Annotated in this window: 12 protein-coding genes and 1 pseudogene; 2 read left to right on the forward strand and 11 right to left on the reverse strand. The window is 65.7% G+C overall.

The window, feature by feature from the left end; translation table 11 throughout:
• Window positions 1-65 precede the first annotated feature (65 nt).
• From B0E41_RS02670 to ccsA, 7 genes are all read right to left on the reverse strand, one after another.
• Window positions 66-1,229 (reverse strand): ribonucleotide-diphosphate reductase subunit beta, encoded by a 1,164-nt coding sequence (locus tag B0E41_RS02670; protein WP_077328544.1) that lies wholly within the window; start codon window positions 1,227-1,229, stop codon window positions 66-68.
• Between the two features lie 143 nt (window positions 1,230-1,372).
• A complete protein-coding gene (locus B0E41_RS02675; RefSeq protein WP_253194566.1) occupies window positions 1,373-4,216 on the reverse strand; it encodes a ribonucleoside-diphosphate reductase subunit alpha in 2,844 nt (947 codons plus the stop codon).
• Between the two features lie 476 nt (window positions 4,217-4,692).
• Entirely contained in the window at window positions 4,693-5,313 is a 621-nt protein-coding gene (gene ampD / locus B0E41_RS02680; RefSeq protein ID WP_077328548.1) for a 1,6-anhydro-N-acetylmuramyl-L-alanine amidase AmpD, read from the reverse strand.
• On the reverse strand, window positions 5,297-6,778 hold the full coding sequence (locus tag B0E41_RS02685) for a sigma-54 dependent transcriptional regulator (protein WP_077328550.1): 1,482 nt from the start codon (window positions 6,776-6,778) through the stop codon (window positions 5,297-5,299). The genes ampD and B0E41_RS02685 overlap by 17 nt, the downstream gene beginning before the upstream one ends.
• 10 nt (window positions 6,779-6,788) lie before the next feature.
• The gene (locus B0E41_RS02690; protein ID WP_253194564.1) at window positions 6,789-8,465 is read right to left on the reverse strand and encodes an ATP-binding protein; all 1,677 of its coding nucleotides are present in this window, start codon (window positions 8,463-8,465) and stop codon (window positions 6,789-6,791) included.
• A gap of 147 nt (window positions 8,466-8,612) precedes the next feature.
• The gene (locus B0E41_RS02695) at window positions 8,613-8,846 is read right to left on the reverse strand and encodes a PP0621 family protein (RefSeq protein ID WP_077328554.1); all 234 of its coding nucleotides are present in this window, start codon (window positions 8,844-8,846) and stop codon (window positions 8,613-8,615) included.
• 4 nt (window positions 8,847-8,850) lie between these two features.
• Window positions 8,851-9,651 carry a cytochrome c biogenesis protein CcsA gene (ccsA, locus tag B0E41_RS02700; RefSeq protein ID WP_143433627.1) on the reverse strand — a complete coding sequence of 267 codons (801 nt, stop codon included), beginning with the start codon at window positions 9,649-9,651 and terminating at the stop codon, window positions 8,851-8,853.
• 158 nt (window positions 9,652-9,809) lie between these two features.
• Between ccsA and ffh the strand changes: the two genes are divergently transcribed.
• Both ffh and B0E41_RS02710 read left to right on the forward strand, forming a co-directional pair.
• A complete protein-coding gene (ffh, locus tag B0E41_RS02705; protein WP_077328576.1) occupies window positions 9,810-11,168 on the forward strand; it encodes a signal recognition particle protein in 1,359 nt (452 codons plus the stop codon).
• Between the two features lie 166 nt (window positions 11,169-11,334).
• A complete protein-coding gene (locus tag B0E41_RS02710; protein WP_077328556.1) occupies window positions 11,335-11,964 on the forward strand; it encodes a hypothetical protein in 630 nt (209 codons plus the stop codon).
• Between the two features lie 27 nt (window positions 11,965-11,991).
• Here the strand turns inward: B0E41_RS02710 and mdoH are convergent, their stop codons facing one another.
• From mdoH to B0E41_RS27005, 4 genes and pseudogenes are all read right to left on the reverse strand, one after another.
• A complete protein-coding gene (mdoH, locus tag B0E41_RS02715) occupies window positions 11,992-13,986 on the reverse strand; it encodes a glucans biosynthesis glucosyltransferase MdoH (RefSeq protein WP_077328558.1) in 1,995 nt (664 codons plus the stop codon).
• Complete coding sequence (locus B0E41_RS02720) at window positions 13,959-15,527, reverse strand: glucan biosynthesis protein G (protein ID WP_077328560.1); 1,569 nt, start codon at window positions 15,525-15,527, stop codon at window positions 13,959-13,961. Before B0E41_RS02720 ends, mdoH begins: the two co-directional genes overlap by 28 nt.
• Before the next feature lie 190 nt (window positions 15,528-15,717).
• Window positions 15,718-17,151 (reverse strand): sigma 54-interacting transcriptional regulator, encoded by a 1,434-nt coding sequence (locus tag B0E41_RS02725; protein WP_077328562.1) that lies wholly within the window; start codon window positions 17,149-17,151, stop codon window positions 15,718-15,720.
• Window positions 17,148-17,561 (reverse strand): annotated as a pseudogene (locus B0E41_RS27005) (hypothetical protein); the annotation flags it as partial. The gene B0E41_RS02725 and the pseudogene B0E41_RS27005, both read right to left, overlap by 4 nt.

The following is a 17,561-nucleotide window of genomic DNA, read 5'->3' on the forward strand; positions in this document are numbered from 1 at the left end:
AGGGCTTTGATGTGACGACGAACATGGTGTGAACGATGGAGGGGCAGGCCGGGCGACTGAACGTGTCAGTCCCAGGACAACGCGCCTCCCGATTGGTACTCGATCACCCGTGTTTCAAAGAAATTGCGTTCCTTCTTGAGATCGATCATTTCGCTCATCCATGGGAACGGGTTTTCTTCGTTCGGGAACATGGGCTCCAGACCGATCTGCGTGGCGCGCCGGTTGGCGATGTAACGCAGGTAGCCTTTGAACATGGACGCGTTCATGCCGAGCACGCCGCGCGGCATGGTGTCTTCGGCGTAGCGGTATTCGAGCTCGACAGCCTTGATGAACAGCGACTTGATCTCGGCCTTGAACTCGGCCGTCCACAGCATCGGGTTCTCCATCTTGATCGCGTTGATCAGATCGATGCCGAAGTTGCAGTGCATGGACTCGTCGCGCAGGATGTACTGGTACTGCTCGGCGGCACCGGTCATCTTGTTCTGCCGGCCCAGCGCCAGGATCTGCGTGAAGCCCACGTAGAAGAACAGTCCTTCCATCAGACAGGCAAACACGATCAGGCTCTTGAGCAAGGTCTGGTCGTTTTCCGGCGAGCCGGTGTTGAAGTTCGGGTCCATGATCGCTTCGATGAAGGGGATCAGGAACTCGTCCTTGTCACGGATCGATTGGACTTCGTTGTAGGCGTTGAAGATCTCGGACTCGTCCAGGCCGAGGGACTCCACGATGTACTGGTAAGCGTGGGTGTGGATCGCTTCTTCAAAGGCCTGTCGCAACAGGAACTGGCGGCACTCGGGCGCCGTGATGTGGCGGTAGGTGCCCAGCACGATGTTGTTGGCAGCCAGCGAATCGGCGGTCGTGAAGAAGCCGAGGTTGCGCTTGACGATGCGACGTTCATCTTCGGTCAGGCCGTTGGGGTCTTTCCAGAGCGCGATGTCGCGGCTCATGTTCACCTCTTGTGGCATCCAGTGGTTGGCACAGGTGGCGAGGTATTTTTCCCAAGCCCACTTGTACTTGAACGGCACCAGCTGATTGACGTCGGTCTTGCCGTTGATGATGCGCTTATCGGCCGCGTTGACGCGGTGTGCACTCGGTGTGGCTTTGGGTACAGCGAAAGCAGGAGCGGGATTTGTCGCGGAGGACAGTGACGCTTGCACACCCTGCATGGGAGGTGGCAGGGGAATCGATGCGGGCTTCGAGGAGGGAGTAACTTGATCGTCCCAGGTCAACATAGGTGTGTCCAATTCGGTGGATTATCGAAGTGTCTGCATGAAATGCAAAGGACTCATGCGAGTGATGAATGTTTTGTGTTGCGGTGTCGCATCGAATGCGCGACGTTCGACACCACCACACGCACACGCATCACATGCAGTGGTCATTGGCAGGCTTCGCAACCGGGGTCGTCGATCGCGCAAAACTTGATGTCGGTCGCGGGTTCAACAGCCATTGCAGCGGCCACCGGTGCGCTCATCGCCACCTCATTGCCGTGCACCGAAACCGCGTTGAGTTGACCCGTGCGGCCTGTGGATTTTTCGGCCTGCGTGGCCGAGGTGGTGCGCAGGTAGTAGGTGGTCTTGAGGCCGCGCAACCAAGCGAGCTTGTAGGTGTCGTCGAGCTTCTTGCCCGAGGCGCCGGCCATGTAGATGTTCAGGCTCTGCGCCTGGTCGATCCACTTCTGACGGCGTGCTGCGGCTTCCACCAGCCACAGCGGTTCCACCTCGAACGCGGTGGCGTAGAGCGCTTTCACTTCTTGGGGCACGCGGTCGATGGAGCGCAGCGAGCCGTCGAAGTGTTTGAGGTCCATGACCATCACGTCGTCCCACAGGCCCAGGCGCTTCAGGTCTTTCACCAGATAGCCGTTGATGACGGTGAACTCGCCCGACAGGTTGGACTTGACCGAGAGGTTGCCGAAGCAGGGTTCGATGGACGCGTCCACGCCGATGATGTTGGAGATGGTCGCGGTCGGTGCGATGGCCACGCAGTTGGAGTTGCGCATGCCGTCTTGCGCGATCTTCTGGCGCAGCGCGTCCCAGTCCAGGCTGCTGCTGCGGTCCACGTCCACATAACCACCGCGCTCACGCGCCAGCAGGTCGATGGTGTCGGGGGGCAGGATGCCCTGGTCCCACAGCGAGCCCTTGTAGCTGGCGTATCGGCCGCGCTCGCGGGCCAGTTCGGTGGAGGCCCAGTAGGCGTGGTAACACACCGCTTCCATCGAGCGGTCAGCGAACTCGACCGCGTCGTTGGAGGCGTAGGGGATGCGCAGCTCGTACAACGCGTCCTGGAAGCCCATGATGCCGAGCCCGACCGGGCGGTGGCGCATGTTGGAGTCGCGAGCCTTCTTGACCGCGTAGTAGTTGATGTCGATCACGTTGTCGAGCATGCGCATCGCCGTCTTGATCGTCTTCTGCAGCTTCTGATGATCAACACCGCCGTCCTTCAGGTGCTTGAGCAGGTTGATCGAACCGAGGTTGCAGACCGCGGTTTCGGTGTCGCTGGTATTGAGCGTGATCTCGGTGCAGAGGTTGGAGCTGTGCACCACGCCGGCGTGTTGCTGCGGGCTGCGCACGTTGCAGGCGTCCTTGAAGGTGATCCAGGGATGGCCGGTTTCAAACAGCATGGTGAGCATCTTGCGCCACAGATCCGACGCAGGCACCTTGCGGCTGGGCTTGATCTCGCCGCGTTCTGCCTTGGCTTCGTAAGCCACATAGGCCGTTTCGAAATCGGCACCGAACAGGTCGTGCAGGTCGGGCACGTTGTTGGGTGAGAACAGGGTCCAGTCGCCCTTTTCCATCACGCGCTTCATGAAGAGGTCGGGAATCCAGTTCGCCGTGTTCATGTCGTGCGTGCGGCGGCGGTCATCGCCGGTGTTCTTGCGCAGCTCCAGGAACTCTTCGATGTCCAGGTGCCAGGTTTCCAGGTAGGTGCAGACCGCGCCCTTGCGCTTGCCACCCTGGTTCACCGCGACGGCGGTGTCGTTCACCACTTTCAGGAACGGCACCACACCTTGCGACTCGCCATTGGTGCCTTTGATGTGGGCGCCGAGCGCACGCACGCGGGTCCAGTCGTTGCCGAGGCCGCCGGCGAACTTGGAGAGCAGCGCGTTTTCCTTGATCGACTCGTAGATGCCGTCGAGATCGTCGGGCACGGTGGTCAGGTAGCAGCTGGAGAGCTGCGAGCGCAGCGTGCCCGCGTTGAACAGCGTGGGCGTGGACGACATGAAGTCGAACGAGGACAGCACCTCGTAGAACTCGATGGCGCGTGCCTCGCGGTCGATTTCATTCAGCGACAGACCCATGGCCACGCGCATGAAGAAGGCCTGTGGCAGCTCGATGCGGCTCTTGCGCACGTGCAGAAAGTAGCGGTCGTACAGGGTCTGCAGGCCGAGGTAGTCGAACTGCAGGTCGCGCTCGGGCTTGAGTGCCGCGCCCAGACGGGCCAGGTCGAACTGCTGCAGCTTCTCGTCGAGCAGTTCGTTTTGCACGCCTTTCTTGATGAACTGTGGGAAGTAGTCGGCATAGCGCGCGCCCATCTCGGTGGACGGCACTTCTTCGCCGATCACTTCCTTGACGATGGTGTGCAGCAGCAGGCGTGCGGTGGCGTAGGTGTAGTCCGGGTCTTTTTCGATCAGCGTGCGCGCGGCCAGGATGGAGGCCTTGTAGACCTCTTCGATCGGCACGCCGTCGTACAGGTTGCGCTTGGTCTCGGCGACGATGGGGTCGGCCTTGACATCTTTGCCCAGGCCTTTGCAGGCGTCTTCGATCAGGTGCTGCAGGCGGTTCAGGTCGAGCGGCACGCGCTGGCCGCCGTCCATCACATGCAACAAGGCCTCGGCCGGCTTTTGCGCTTCGGCCTGGTGGGCGCGCTCTTGCGTGCGGCGCTCGCGGTACAGCACGTAGGCGCGGGCCACTTCATGGTGACCGCTGCGCATCAGGCCGAGTTCGACATGGTCTTGCACGTCTTCAATGTGGAAGGTGCCGCCGCCGGGGCGCGAACGCACCAGGGCGCGAACCACGGTCTGGGTCAATGCGTCCACCGTTTCGCGCACGCTGGCCGACGCAGCACCCTGCGTGCCATGCACCGCCAGGAACGCCTTCATCAAGGCCACGGCAATTTTGCTGGGCTCGAAGGACACCACGGCGCCATTGCGGCGAATGATCTGGTAGTGGGCAAAGACCGAGGTCTGAGCTTCCGTCGATGCGGCGGACGTGCCTCCGTGCATCACGTGGGACGGGGTGTTGTGAGACGCGGTGGATGGATGGATCTGCATGGTTCCTCTTTCTTTCGTTTGTTTTGCGTCGCGGGCCTTTGAGTGCCAAGCCGGGGAGCTGGGGTAGGGCGCATCGGTCGGTGCAGTCGGTGCTTTGGGCTGGGCGGTGTGCTCTCAAGGCCGCTTTTGACTGGGTGACCGTTTGGCGCAGCGCACACTATATCTGGTGTGTGGCCCCTCTTCAAGCCACTACCGGTAGTGGTTGTAGAAAAAAGAGGCTGCATCGAAACGGTGCCGTTTCGTTAGGTAAAACCGGCGGCGTCGTTCATGCGAAAGGTGACTTCGGGTGGCGCAGCGCGGAGCAGCGGTGGTGTTGATTCCAGACTGCTGGTGCCAACAACGGCGCATGTTGCCGCTGGATTTGCCGTCGAAAACCGCGCCGATGCTGGCGCGGCCAGGTGGTGGCGCTCGATGACTTCAGGGCGGGGTCACCCCCGAAGCTGAAAAGCTCCGATCACGCACTCGGGAAAACACCCATGTGCCCAACCGAGATCCTGCTGGAGCCGAGCCCAGTCGAAGCCGGGACCAGGATCTAGTTTGCGACCCGGTGCGATGTGCTCATGGCCGGCGATGTGGGCGATGGCGTGGCGTTCTTGCACACGCCGGCACAGCTGGGCCAGCGTGGCGTACTGTGCGGGCTCGAAGGTCTGGCCTTCCAGGCCTTCCAGTTCAATGCCAATGGAGTCGTCGTTGCATTGCGAACGACCGCGCCAGCACGACACACCGGCGTGCCAGGCTCGGTCGTCGGTGCTGACGAACTGCAGCAGCGTTCCATCGCGGCGCACAAAAAAATGCGACGAGACCTCCATGCCACGGATCTGTTCGAAGTACGGGTGGGCCGACCAGTCCAGCTGGTTGGTGAACAGCTGCTCCACTTCCGGGCCGCCGTATTCGCCAGGGGGCAGGCTGATCGAATGCAGCACGATCAGGTCGATCACGGCCGCGTCCGGGCGAGGTCCGTGGTTCGGCGAGGGCACCCTGCGAGCCTCCATGAGCCAGCCGCCGTCCCAGGCCAGTCCACCCTCTCTGGTGTCAGGCGTTGTCGTCATCGTCAGACGGCATGGTGATGCCCAGCCGTTGGATGCGGTAGCGCATCTGGCGCAGGTTCAAACCCAGGCGCGTCGCTGCGGCCGTGCGGTTGAAGTCACATTCCTTGAGCGCCTTGAGCAGCACCTGCCGTTCCTGCTCGTCGAGAAAGACCTGAAGATCGGCGGGGATGCCCGAGCCTGTGGCGTCCGTCGAGGTGGGGTTGGTGGCGGGCGCAAGCCCTTTGGGCTCGGCCCGGTGCTGACCTTCGCCCTCGCCGGGATCGGCGAAGTCATGCGCTTGCAGCGTGGTGCCGGTGCTGAGCGCCATGGCGCGCTGCAACAGGTTTTCCAGCTCACGAACATTGCCGGCCAGCTCGCGCGACTGGAGCCAGACCTCAGCGTCGGCCGACAGGGTGGGTGTCGCATCACCGGACTCGCTGCAGATGCGTTGCAGCAGTGCCTGCACCAGCTCGGGCATGTCCTCCCGGCGCTCGCGCAAGGCCGGTGTGCGCAGCCCGATCACGTTGAGGCGGTAGAACAGGTCTTGACGGAATTCACCGCTCTTGACCAGCGCCGCCACGTCGCGATGGGTGGCGCTCACCAGCCGCACATCCACGCTTTCTTCCTGCACGCCGCCCAAAGGGCGCACGCGCCGCTCCTGGATCACGCGCAGCAGCTTGGCCTGCATGCCCAGCGGCAGGTCACCGATCTCGTCCAGAAACAGGGTGCCGCCCTTGGCTGCCTGGAAATAGCCTTCGCGGTCTTGGGTGGCGCCGGTGTAAGCCCCTTTGCGGGCACCAAAAAACTCGGCCTCAATCAGGTTGTCGGGAATGGCGCCGCAGTTGACCGCGACAAACGGCCCAGCCGCGCGGTGGCTGCACTCGTGCACCGCACGCGCCACCAACTCTTTGCCGGTGCCCGACTCCCCGAGGATCAGCACCGGGGCCATGCTGGTGGACACTTTCTCGATGCGGCTGCGGATCTGAACCATGCTGGGCGAGGTGCCCACGATGCGTTCGAGGGCTTTCACGCCGCCCGGAGGCGGCGGCGCACTGCGGGCCAGCCCATCGTTCGACAGCGCGCGTGGCAGTGTGGCGGCCGGAGGATGGCGCTGGCCCTGGATCGCCGCACTGACGGCTGTGCGCAACTGCTTGAGGTCCACCGGTTTGGTGAGGTAGTCGAAAGCACCGGCCTTGAGCGCTTCGACCGCGTTCTCTGCCGAACCGTACGCGGTGATCACGATGGACTTCTCGCTGCGCTGCTGGGTGGCCAACTCGCGCAGCAACTCCAGGCCCAGGCCATCGGGCAAACGCATGTCGGTGATCAACACATCGAAGCGGCGCTGGGCGAGCCACTCGCGGGCTTGGGTCAGGTCGGGTGCTGAGATCACCTCATGGCCTTCGCGAAGCAGGGTGAGCTCGTAGAGGGTTCGGAGGTCAGGTTCGTCGTCGACGACCAGCACACACGCATTGGGGGAGACGGACATGGGGGACGCTTCAGAGCGTGGAGAGTGAAGGGGGTTCAGACTGCGACAAACCGGGTCGCGTGTAGGCCACCGAATCGCTGGGCGGATAGCTCAGGCTCTGCTGGACCGGGGCACGGGGCGTCCCTTTGATGATCGGCGCGAGCACATAGAACTCGTTGCCTTCCAGTTGGTCGAGGCGGCTGCGCTGGTAGGCGATCTGCGCGCCGTAGCGTTCGCACAGCTCCCGGCAGATGTACAAGCCCAGACCGCTGGAGCGGCTCTCGGAAGAAAAGAACGGTTCGAACAAATGCCGCAGCACGCTGGCCTCCAGCGGCACACCGTCGCTCCAGACCGAGATGCGCACCCGGTCGTTGCCATGGGGTTGCGAGATCACCCGGATCGACGACGGGCGGCCACTGGCGTGACGCAAGGCGTTGTCCAGCAGGTTGATCAGCAGGCGGCGCAGGTGCTCGGGGTCAAAGCCGATGTGGGCGCCCGGCGCATGGGGGTGGACGCCCAGCACGCCCTGGGCCTTGTTCTGTTTGTTCCACTCGTGGGTGATCTGGCGCAGGGTCTGGTCGACCGGCAGCACGATCACGGAGTCGCCCTGACTGGGTTGCGCCCTGGCGACGTTGAGGATGTCGTCGACGATGCGCGCGAGCCGCTGCGCGTTCTGCTCGATCATGCGGGTCAGGCGCTTCTGCCCGGGTTCCGACACCTCTTCGTCCAGCAGCGCATTGGCCTGGGTGATGGCCGAGAGCGGGTTGCGGATCTCGTGGGCCACCGCCGCGGACATGCGGCCCATGGACGCGAGTTTCTCGGTGCGAACCTTCGCTTCCACCTCGCGCAGGTCTTCCAGAAACAGCACACACAACTCTGCCTGACGGCCACTCTGTGAGCTGGTCAGGCGGGTGCGGGCGAAGAAGCGGTGGGTGGTGAGCTCGTCGAGGTCGATCCGCACCTCCGACTCGAGCCCGTCGCTGTGCATGAAGGTCTTGTCCACGAGGCGGGCGATGCCACTCCAGCCCGGGCGGGCCGACAGCAACAGCTTGGCGGCATGTGGATAGTTGTCGCCCATCAGCATGTTCTGGGCCGCCGGGTTGGCGTTGCGCACCACGCCATGGCGGTCCACCACCAGCACACCTTCACTCAGGCTTTCGATGATCAGTTCATTGACCTGTGCCTGGGTGCGCGCGGCCGCCTGGCTGGTCTGTGCCAGCACCTCTTCCCGCGCCAGGCGCTGCGCCAGCTGGTTGGCCAGGAAGGCGATCAGGAAAAAACCGGTGCCTGTCAAACCTGCCTGCAGCAGGCTGGCGGTGGACACGGTGCTGAGCAAGGGTGCACTCAGCGCCGCGTCGCCCAACAGGTACAGGGTGACCCCGGCCGCGGTGGCCAGGGCCAGTGTCACCGACCCCAGGATGGAGGCCAGCAGCACCGGCAACGCAAACAGGGGTGTGTAGTTGATGCCGCTTTGCTGAAAATACTGGAGGACGGCGAAGACCACCAGGTCAACGCCGATCGACATCAGCCACTGGACCTTGAACGGTTTGCCTGGCTCAATCGGCCGGGTCCAGAACAGCACCGCGAGCGCCATGCTGAGGTGCAGCGCGCTGACCAGCACCAGCCATTTGGGGCCACCGCTCTGGGTGAGCAGCACAAACACCTGCAAGGCCAGCAACACCAGCGCGATGAGCACCCTTGCGCGCATGAACGCGCGCCAGAGCCGAACGTAAGCCCGCACCCGATGCGCCTGACCCTGGCTGCCGGACCCAGCCTCCAGGGTGGAAAACCAGGACGGGGCGAACTGGGAGGAAGGTCCTCGCGCCATGTCAGCGCCCGGATCGCGAGTCGGTGCTCACGGCGATGGCCCTTCGTTCTGCCGGCGATGTTCCTGGCAGCAATAGACGCCCTGTTGACCCTTGATCACCTCGACCTCGGGCAAATGGGTGCCGCAGTGGTCGCAGGCCACCATGGCCACCGGCTTGCCCGGCGCGCGAGCGGGCGGAGCGCCGGGGCGTTCGTTCAGGCGGTTGTTGCGCCAGATCCAGAAAGCCACCAGCACCACCCCCAGAACCAGAAGGAATTTCATGGGGTCAGGCGCGCTGGAGGACGACTTCGAGCACGAATCGCGAGCCGGCGTAGCCCAGCAGCAGAAAGCCCGCCCCCAGGTAGAGGGTGCGCACCGCTACCCGGCCGCGCCAGCCCAGGCGCCAGCGGCCCCAGAGCAGCACGCCCATGATGAGCCAGGCCAGCACGGAGAACACGGTCTTGTGGTTCCATACCCAGCGTTCGTTGATGAGCTCGGAGAACCAGCCGCCGACCAGCAGTGTCGCGCTCAGCAGCACAAAGCCCGCCGCCACGAAACGGAACGTGAGGCGTTCCAGGGTGAGCAGGGGCATCGAGGTTTCCGAAGTGGCGCCTTGTCGCATGGCCTTTTCCGCTCGCTGCATGAGCCAGGCGTGCACCACGGCCGCAGCGATCAGGCCGTAGGAGGCAATGCCCAAGGCCCAGTGCAGCGGCATCCAGTTGGACGGCAAAGCGTGGTACTCGGCCCCGGGGAAGAACAGGGCCAGCAGTATCGCCAGTGTGCCCAGCACCGCCAGCGTCCAGCGGGCCTTGAGCTGCGGGTACATCCGGCTCTCGATGAGGTACACGGAGAGCACCAGCCAGGCGGTGACCGAGAGCGCCGGAGCAAAGCCGAAACGGGCTGGCGTGTCCAGCAGCGCCATGGCCAACACGACCAGGTGCAGCAGCCAGGCCGAGGCCAGCACACCACGCGTCTGGGCGGGTGTCATGCGCGGGTGGGCCCAGGCCAGGAAGGCATACGACAGCGCCGCCACCGCCGACAGCAGCGCTGCGGGCGGGTTGGTCGTGAGGGCGGGCATCAGGTTCATGGCGTCGGTGTGAAAACCGGTGTCGGGCGCAGGGCGCGGCTAAAATCGTCAGCAGAGTTTAAAGCGTCTTGGCCGTGCGAACCGCTGGCGTTCCGCCACGCGACCAGGACCCCGGCCAGTCCGCTGCCGCCACCACCCACCCGACCCGAGCGCACCCCATGGCATCAGCCCTTTCCGACCGTCTCTCACGCATCGTCAAGGAAATGCGCGGCCAGGCCCGCATCACCGAGGCCAACGTCACCGACATGCTGCGCGAGGTGCGCATGGCCTTGCTGGAGGCCGACGTGGCGCTGCCCGTGGTGCGCGATTTCATCGCCCGGGTGAAAGAGAAAGCGCTGGGCCAGGAAGTGGTGGGTTCGCTCACACCGGGCCAGGTGCTGGTCAGTGTGGTCAACCGCGAACTCGCCGCCACCATGGGCCACGGCGTGGCCGACATCAACCTCGCGGCGCAACCGCCGGCGGTGATCCTGATGGCGGGTCTGCAGGGTGCGGGCAAGACGACCACCACCGCCAAGCTGGCCAAGCACCTGATCGAAAAACGCAAGAAGAAGGTGCTCACGGTGTCGGGCGACGTCTACCGCCCGGCCGCCATCGAACAGCTCAAGACCGTGACCGCGCAGGCCGGGGCTGAATGGTTCCCGAGCACGCCCGACCAGAAGCCGGTGGACATCGCGCGCGCGGCCATCGACTACGCCCGCAAGCACTACTTTGATGTGCTGCTGGTGGACACGGCCGGTCGCCTCGCCATCGACGAGGCGCTGATGCGCGAGATCCAGGAACTGCACGCGGTGCTGAACCCGGTGGAGACGCTCTTCGTGGTGGACGCCATGCAGGGCCAGGACGCGATCAACACCGCCAAGGCCTTCAGCGCAGCGCTGCCGCTGACCGGCATCATCCTCACCAAACTCGACGGCGACTCGCGCGGTGGCGCGGCGCTGTCCGTGCGTCAGGTTACTGGCGCGCCGATCAAGTTCGCCGGCACGTCGGAGAAGATCGATGGCCTGGAGGTGTTCGACGCCGAGCGCCACGCCGGCCGCATCCTCGGCATGGGCGACATCCTGGCGCTGGTCGAGCAGGTCACTGCCGGGGTCGACATGGCGGCGGCGGAGAAGCTTGCGGCCAAGGTCAAGAGCGGTGGCGACTTTGATCTGAACGACTTCCTTGACCAGATCCGACAGATGAAACAGATGGGTGGCCTCTCCAGCCTGATGGACAAGCTGCCCGGCAACATGGCCGCCAAGGCCACCGAGGCCGACCTCACTCGAGCCGAAAAAGACATCAAGCGCAAGGAAGGCATCATCTGCAGCATGACGCTGCGGGAGCGCACCAAGCCCGAGATCATCAAGGCCACGCGCAAGCGCCGCATCGCCGCCGGTGCGGGCGTGCACGTGCAGGAAGTCAACCGCCTGCTCAAGGAGTTTGAGCAGATGCAGGGCATGATGAAAAAGATGAAGGGTGGCGGCCTGATGAAGATGATGAAGCGCATGGGTGGCATGAAGGGCATGCCCAGGATGTGACTCCCCCTGCGCCGCCTGCGGCGTCACCCCCCGAGGGGGAGGCACTGGCCGTCCGGCGAAGCCGGCCCGTCGGTGCCCTGGACGCTGGCGCCGTGTTGTTGTGTTGAGCAGGCGTCACTGACCGATGTCAAGACAGTGGCGCGGCCGTTGGCTCACACTGAGCCGCATGTTGTTTTTCATGGAACTGGCGCTCGGCCTGCTTTGCCTGGGGATTGCGTTGTGGCTCAAGCCCTGGCGCATGCTGGATGGCCCATTGCTGACACCGGCCTTGGCGGGGTTGGCCGTTCTGCCGTGGTTGTGGCTGCTGCCACAGCACATGCCGAAGGGCCTGGCGGTGCAGTTCTCTGGCGCGAGCCTGCTGGTGTTGATGTTGGGCTGGCCGCTGGCGGTGGTGGTGCTCAGCGGTGTGGCCTTGGTGGTCTGGGGCGTTGGTGATGTGGGCCCGGTGCTGGCGGTGTCCCAGTGGGTCTGGATCGGTCTGGCGCCCGCGACGCTCGCCCTGTTCATTGGCGCCGCGTTGCGACGCTGGCTGCCGCCCAACCCGTTCGTTTACACGCTGGGCCGGGGCTTTCTGGGCACGGCCGCGGCCGTGTTCCTCTCGGGTCTGTTGATGGAGCTGATCTACCGGCTGGCCGGCGGTGTGGCGCTGGAGCAGGCGCTCGTGGCGCGCTGGCTCATGGCCTGGGGCGATGCCTTCCTCACCGGCATGTTGTGCGCCATCTTCGTGGCCTTTGCGCCGAAGTGGCTCGCCACCTGGTCCGACGAGCGTTACCTGAAACCTCCCCCCGGTCCCTGACCGACACGGTCAAGCGCGGGGCCAGGTTCAGGCGAGCTTGAGCAGCGACAGGCGCGAGGCGTGGCGCCAGGCCCGGCGCAGCACCGCGGGCGACCAGGACTCTTCCGGAATCAGCAAGGCGCCGCGCGCGCGCATCCAGCCGCCGAGTTCAACGTGTCCCGTGGCCACGGTGAACGGCACGGCCAGCACCAGTGGCAGGGTCACCGGCAGCATCCAGAGCAGCGCGTCGGGGTTGAGGGCGGCCACGCCGACCAGCATCAGACCGACCACGGCAGCGATGGGCGCCAACTGGGCCGCCGCACCGCGCCAGGCCACGCCATTGGCTTCCCGAGGCGGTGACTTCCAGTCGAGCTGGATGCCGGTCACGGCCACCAACACGAACAGCGAGTGCGCCACCATGCGGATGGGCGCCTGGATCAGCGCCAGCGCGCTCTCCAGTCCGGCGCTGACCAGCAGGTTGCCGACACCACCGAAGCGTTTTTGTTCACCCTTGAGGAACACCGCCAGCAGGCCCAGCAGGCGCGGCAGGAACAGCAGACAGAGCGTCCACCCCCACAGCACCAGGCGCTCGTCCGACACGCTGTGCAGCGACGCCAGTGGGTCCGGGTGGCTCAACACCAGCGCCGTGCCCAGCGCCATGAAGGCCAGCCACAGTGGTGCGGCCAGGTAGGACATGGCGCCGATGCCGAACATGAAGCGGTGCACGCGGTGGATGCCGGGTTCGGCGATCAGGCGCGAGTTCTGCAGGTTGCCCTGGCACCAGCGGCGGTCGCGCTGCAGTTCGGACAGCAGGTCTGGCGGCTGTTGTTCGTAGCTGCCGGTGAGGTCGGACACCAGCCACACGTGGTAACCGGCGCGGCGCATCAGCGCGGCCTCGACGAAGTCGTGCGACATGATGCCGCCGGACATGCCGCCCTTGCCTTTGATGGGTGCCAGCGCACAGTGCTTCATGAACGGCGCCACGCGGATGATGGCGTTGTGGCCCCAGTAGTGCGACTCGCCGAGCTGCCAGAACTGCATGCCCAAGGTGAACAACTGGCCCGTCACTCGCGAGCCGAACTGCTGCGCGCGCGCATGCAAAGTGGCATGGCCGATGGCCTGTGTGGCGGTCTGGATGATGCCGGCGCGCGGGTTGGCTTCCATCAATTGGGTCAGCGACACCAGGCAGCTGCCGCTCATGACGCTGTCGGCGTCGAGCACCACCATGTAGCGGTAGTCCTTGCCCCAGCGGCGGCAGAAATCGGCCACGTTGCCGGCCTTGCGGTGGGTGCGGCGGCTGCGCAGGCGGTAATAGACCTCGATCGGCGGCTGGCCGGTCTGTTCTGCCAGGGCGGCGCGCAAGGCCTCCCATGCCTGGCGCTCGGCCGCAGCGATGGCGGGGTCGTAGCTGTCCGACAGCACGAACACGTCGAACTGGCCCGCGTGGCCGGTGCCGATCAGCGATTCGCAGGTGGCCCGCAGGCCGGCGAACACGGTGGCCACGTCTTCGTTGCAGATCGGCATGATGAGGGCGGTGCGCGCCTCGGGGTTCATGGCGTGGTCGCGCACCGAGGCGGCCGTGAGCGTGTGGCGGTCGCCGCGCAGCATCACCCAAAAACCCATCAGCGCGGTCACGAAACCCGTGACGACCCAAGCCGAGAGCAGCACGAACAGCGCCAGTTGAGACATCTGCAGCCAGGTGTTTTCACCGTCGGGCTGGGCGCGGTGGTAGAGGCTGGCAGCCAGCAGGGTGCTCAGCACCGTCAGCACGGTAAACACCGTGCGACGGCGCTGGCCAGCGGTCTCCCAGGCCATGGGCCGGGGGCCGCGAACGGTCTGGGCCTGCGCTTGCCCGGGCAGGCAGGCGCTGACCACCGACAGCACATTGGCGCCGATGCTCTTCCAGAAACCTCGCCATGGCTGGGGCACCATGGACCCGCGGCGCACCGGCGGTGCGGTCACGGCGTTGGGGTGGCGCTCCTCGCGCAACCGGCTGCGGCCGCTCGTGGCGGGCGTCACTCGGGCAAGAGTAGGTGTGTCCATGTTTCGCTCAGGGTGTGGTTCTGGTGTTGGAGAAAGGCACGCAGTTCGACCGGGCGGGCCGGGTCGATGCGTTCCAGGCGGATCACGGCGCGCCAGGTCTGGGTGGCGGGGTTCGGGAAGGCCAGCGCTTCGAGCACGCGGCCGTTGCTGTCGGTGCTGACCATGGCCCGCACGTCGGCGCCCACGGGCAGGGCCGCCAAGGACGGGCCGGCAAAATCAAGCACGAACTTGGGCTGGAGGGACTGTTCCTGGGGGCTGAGCTTGGTGTAGCCGTAGCCCCGGCGGCTCTGGGTCACCCAGGCCGACGGTGGGCGCTGCAGGTCGTCGCCCTGCCACGCCAGCTCGTAGGCCAGTTCCAATGCTTCGCCGGGCAAGGGCGTGCGGGCCGGCACCCAGTACGCGACGATGTTGTCGTGCGTTTCGTCGGGCGTGGGCAGTTGCACCAGCTCCACCCGACCTGGTCCCCAGTCGCTCAGCGGCTTGACCCAGACGCTGGGACGGCGCTCGTAACGCGCCTCCACGTCTTCGTAGCTGACAAAGGCGCGGTCGCGCTGCATCAGGCCAAAACCGCGCAACTGCTGCATGGAGAAGGAGCTGACCACCACCTGGCGCGGGTTCTGCAACGGACGCCACAGCCACTCGCCTTCGCCGGTGACCACCATCAGGCCGTCGGAGTCGTGAACCTCGGGGCGGAAGTCGGTGGCGTGGCGCTGGTTTTCGCCGAAGTTGAACATGCTGGTGAGCGGGGCCAGGCCCAGCGTGGTCACCGGTGCGCTGCCCGTGCGCAGGTACACCCGCGCGTGCACCGTCATGGTGGTCTGGCTGCCCGGGCGGATCACGAAACGGTAGGCGCCGGTGCTGCGGGGCGACTCCAGCAGGGCGTAGACCGTGACCTGCGTGGCGCCGGGGGCCGGGCGCTCCAGCCAGAACTCGGTGAAGCGGGGGAATTCTTCGGCGCCGGCGCCCACGGTGTCGATGGCCAGGCCGCGCGCCGACAGGCCGTACTGCTGGTTCTTGCCGAGGGCCCGGAAGTAGCTCGCACCCACGAAGGCCGCGACTTCATCCATCGTGCCCGGCCGGTTCACCGGGTGGAGCAGCCGGAAACCGGCGTAGCCGACGTCGCCCCAGAGGGTGGGGTCCACGATCTGCCGGCCGTATTCGAAGCGCTCGCTTTTGAACGGGATGCGCTTGGCAACACCGTCGGTGATTTCGTGAACCCGAACCGTGTCGGTCTGGGTTCCGCCCGGGTGGAAGAACTGGGCATGGAACGGCAGCTGTTCGGTGAACCAGGTGGCGCGTTCATCGCGAAAACGGATGAACCGCATCTGGTCGTAGTCCAGTGCTTTCAGCTCGGCCGGCAGCTTGTCGCCGTTTGCGCGGTAGGGGGCTTGCGCACGGGTCTGGGCCAGCTGGCTCAGGGTGGCCCAGTCGAACGCCTGGGCCATCGCGGGAGCCGCGGCCAGCATGGCCAGCAGTGCGAAAAACGTGGTCCAGCGACGGCGCGCGAGGTGGGCTGAAACAGGTGAAAAAGGGCGGGGCATGCCTTGATTAGGGCAAACCCTGTGCCAGGTCTTAAAAAGCCTTTTGAATCAACAGCTTGTTGGAAATTGTTGATGTCAGAGGCCTGCGGTGGGACTCTGGCGCGGCCTCATCGCCTGTTTTTGTCGCCAGATGGCGACAGCCTGGGGTCGGTGATTAGAAAAAGCCTTTTGAATCAAAGGCTTTCTGCTGTCACGTATCAGCGACAGGGTCGGTGCCTTCGTCGCCCGATCCGCTTCCGTTGTCGCTTTTGAACAGGCCCGGTGTCAGCGCGTGTTTCTGCAGCAGGCGGTAGAACTCCGTGCGGTTGCGCTGCGCCAGGCGGGCCGCGTCGGCCACGTTGCCGTCGGTCATCTTCAGCAGATCCACCAGGTACTCGCGTTCGAAGCGTTGCCGCGCGTCGGCGAAGCTCAGCACCTCCACCGAGGGCGTGCGCAGCGCGCGCTGCACCAGCGCCAGCGACACCAGGGGCGTGGTGGACAGGGCGCACACCTGTTCGACCACGTTGTAGAGCTGGCGCACGTTGCCGGGCCAGGCCGACATCGTCAGCGCCTTGAGCGCTTCGGGCGCGAAGCCGGAGCTGCGCTTGCTGTATTTGGCGGCCAGCTTGGCCAGAAAGTGGTTGGCCAGCAGGGCAATGTCTTCGCGCCGCTCGGCCAGCGTGGGCAGGGTCAGCGTGACCACGTTGAGGCGGTAGTAGAGGTCTTCGCGGAACTGGCCCTGGGCCATGGCGGCTTCCAGGTCGCGGTGGGTGGCCGAGATGATGCGCACGTCCACCGGCAGCGACTGACTGGAGCCGAGCGGGCGCACCGCGCGCTCCTGCAGCACGCGCAGCAGCTTGACCTGCAGGGCCGGTGGCATGTCACCGATTTCGTCGAGCAGCAGCGTGCCGCCGTCGGCCGCCTGGAACAGGCCCTTGTGGTTGGCCACGGCGTCGGTGAAGGCGCCTTTCATGTGGCCGAACAGCTCGGATTCGAGCAGGGCCTCGGGGATGGCGCCGCAGTTGACCGCGATGAAGGGCCGTTTGGCGCGCGGGCTGGCGCGGTGGATGGCCCGTGCCAGCACTTCCTTGCCGGTGCCGCTGTCGCCACGCAGCAGCACGCTGGCGTCGGACTGCGCGACCATGCGGGCTTCGGCCAGCAGATCGGCCATGCGGTTGGAGCGGCTGACGATCTCGGCGCGCCACTGTTCGTCGGCAGGGTGGCTGGGCCCTGCCGGGGCGCTCATGGCCAGGGCCTGGGCGATCTTCTCCAACAGCTCCCGCGCTTCGTAGGGTTTGGTGAGGTAGCCGAAGACGCCGCGCGCGGTGGCCTCCACCGCGTCGGGAATGGTGCCGTGCGCGGTGAGCAGGATCACCGGCAGCGAGGGGTGGCGCGTGCGGACCTCGTCGAACAGCGCCAGGCCGTCGCGCCCGGGCAGGCGCACGTCCGACAGCACCAGCTGCGGCCGCTCGATGTCGAGCTGGCTGAGCGCCGCTTCGGCGGACCCGACCGCCGTTACCTGGTACCCCGCAGCGCCGAGCCGCATCGACAGCAGGCGCAGCATGTCGGGGTCGTCGTCCACCACCAGCAGGCGCCCGCGCGACCCGGCAGGGATCGACGGCGTGCGCTCGATGTCGGTGTTCATGGCGCCGTGCCCCGGCCAGAGCCTGGTCCGGGTGCCCGGGGCGTGAGGCTGCGTTCGATGTCGCGCATGGCGTCGAGCCGGTCGTTCAGCATGTCGATGCGGCGCTGGTTGTCGCGCAGCTGTTGCGCCTGCCGGTCCACCGTGTCTTCGAGGCGCCGCAGATCGCTCAGGCTGGTCGCCAGCAGCCGCGCCAGCGGCTTGAACGGCGCGCTCTCCGGCGCCGGATGCGTCGCCACCCGCTGCAGCAGGCTGAGTGCGCGTGCCGAGGCCGCCGGCTGGTGGAGGTGCATCAGCACCAGCGCGCTCTGCAGCTGGAGCGATGGCACGGCGCCTGGATCGCCGAGCGCGTTCAATTCCTGCAACAGCTCGTTGCTGGACAGCCCTCGCAGGCGTTCGGCATAGCCCATCAC

The sequence above is a fragment of the Hydrogenophaga sp. A37 genome, assembly GCF_002001205.1.
In the GTDB taxonomy this organism is placed as follows: Bacteria; Pseudomonadota; Gammaproteobacteria; order Burkholderiales; family Burkholderiaceae_C; genus Hydrogenophaga.

Excerpts from the sequence above, each read along its gene's own strand:
- B0E41_RS02670 (WP_077328544.1), bottom strand. The coding sequence starts at position 1,229 with ATGTTGACCTGGGACGATCAAGTTACTCCCTCCTCGAAGCCCGCATCG.
- B0E41_RS02675 (WP_253194566.1), bottom strand. The coding sequence starts at position 4,216 with ATGCACGGAGGCACGTCCGCCGCATCGACGGAAGCTCAGACCTCGGTC.
- ampD (WP_077328548.1), bottom strand. The coding sequence starts at position 5,313 with ATGACGACAACGCCTGACACCAGAGAGGGTGGACTGGCCTGGGACGGC.
- B0E41_RS02685 (WP_077328550.1), bottom strand. The coding sequence starts at position 6,778 with ATGTCCGTCTCCCCCAATGCGTGTGTGCTGGTCGTCGACGACGAACCT.
- B0E41_RS02690 (WP_253194564.1), bottom strand. The coding sequence starts at position 8,465 with ATGCGCGCAAGGGTGCTCATCGCGCTGGTGTTGCTGGCCTTGCAGGTG.
- B0E41_RS02695 (WP_077328554.1), bottom strand. The coding sequence starts at position 8,846 with ATGAAATTCCTTCTGGTTCTGGGGGTGGTGCTGGTGGCTTTCTGGATC.
- ccsA (WP_143433627.1), bottom strand. The coding sequence starts at position 9,651 with ATGAACCTGATGCCCGCCCTCACGACCAACCCGCCCGCAGCGCTGCTG.
- ffh (WP_077328576.1), top strand. The coding sequence starts at position 9,810 with ATGGCATCAGCCCTTTCCGACCGTCTCTCACGCATCGTCAAGGAAATG.
- B0E41_RS02710 (WP_077328556.1), top strand. The coding sequence starts at position 11,335 with ATGTTGTTTTTCATGGAACTGGCGCTCGGCCTGCTTTGCCTGGGGATT.
- mdoH (WP_077328558.1), bottom strand. The coding sequence starts at position 13,986 with ATGGACACACCTACTCTTGCCCGAGTGACGCCCGCCACGAGCGGCCGC.
- B0E41_RS02720 (WP_077328560.1), bottom strand. The coding sequence starts at position 15,527 with ATGCCCCGCCCTTTTTCACCTGTTTCAGCCCACCTCGCGCGCCGTCGC.
- B0E41_RS02725 (WP_077328562.1), bottom strand. The coding sequence starts at position 17,151 with ATGAACACCGACATCGAGCGCACGCCGTCGATCCCTGCCGGGTCGCGC.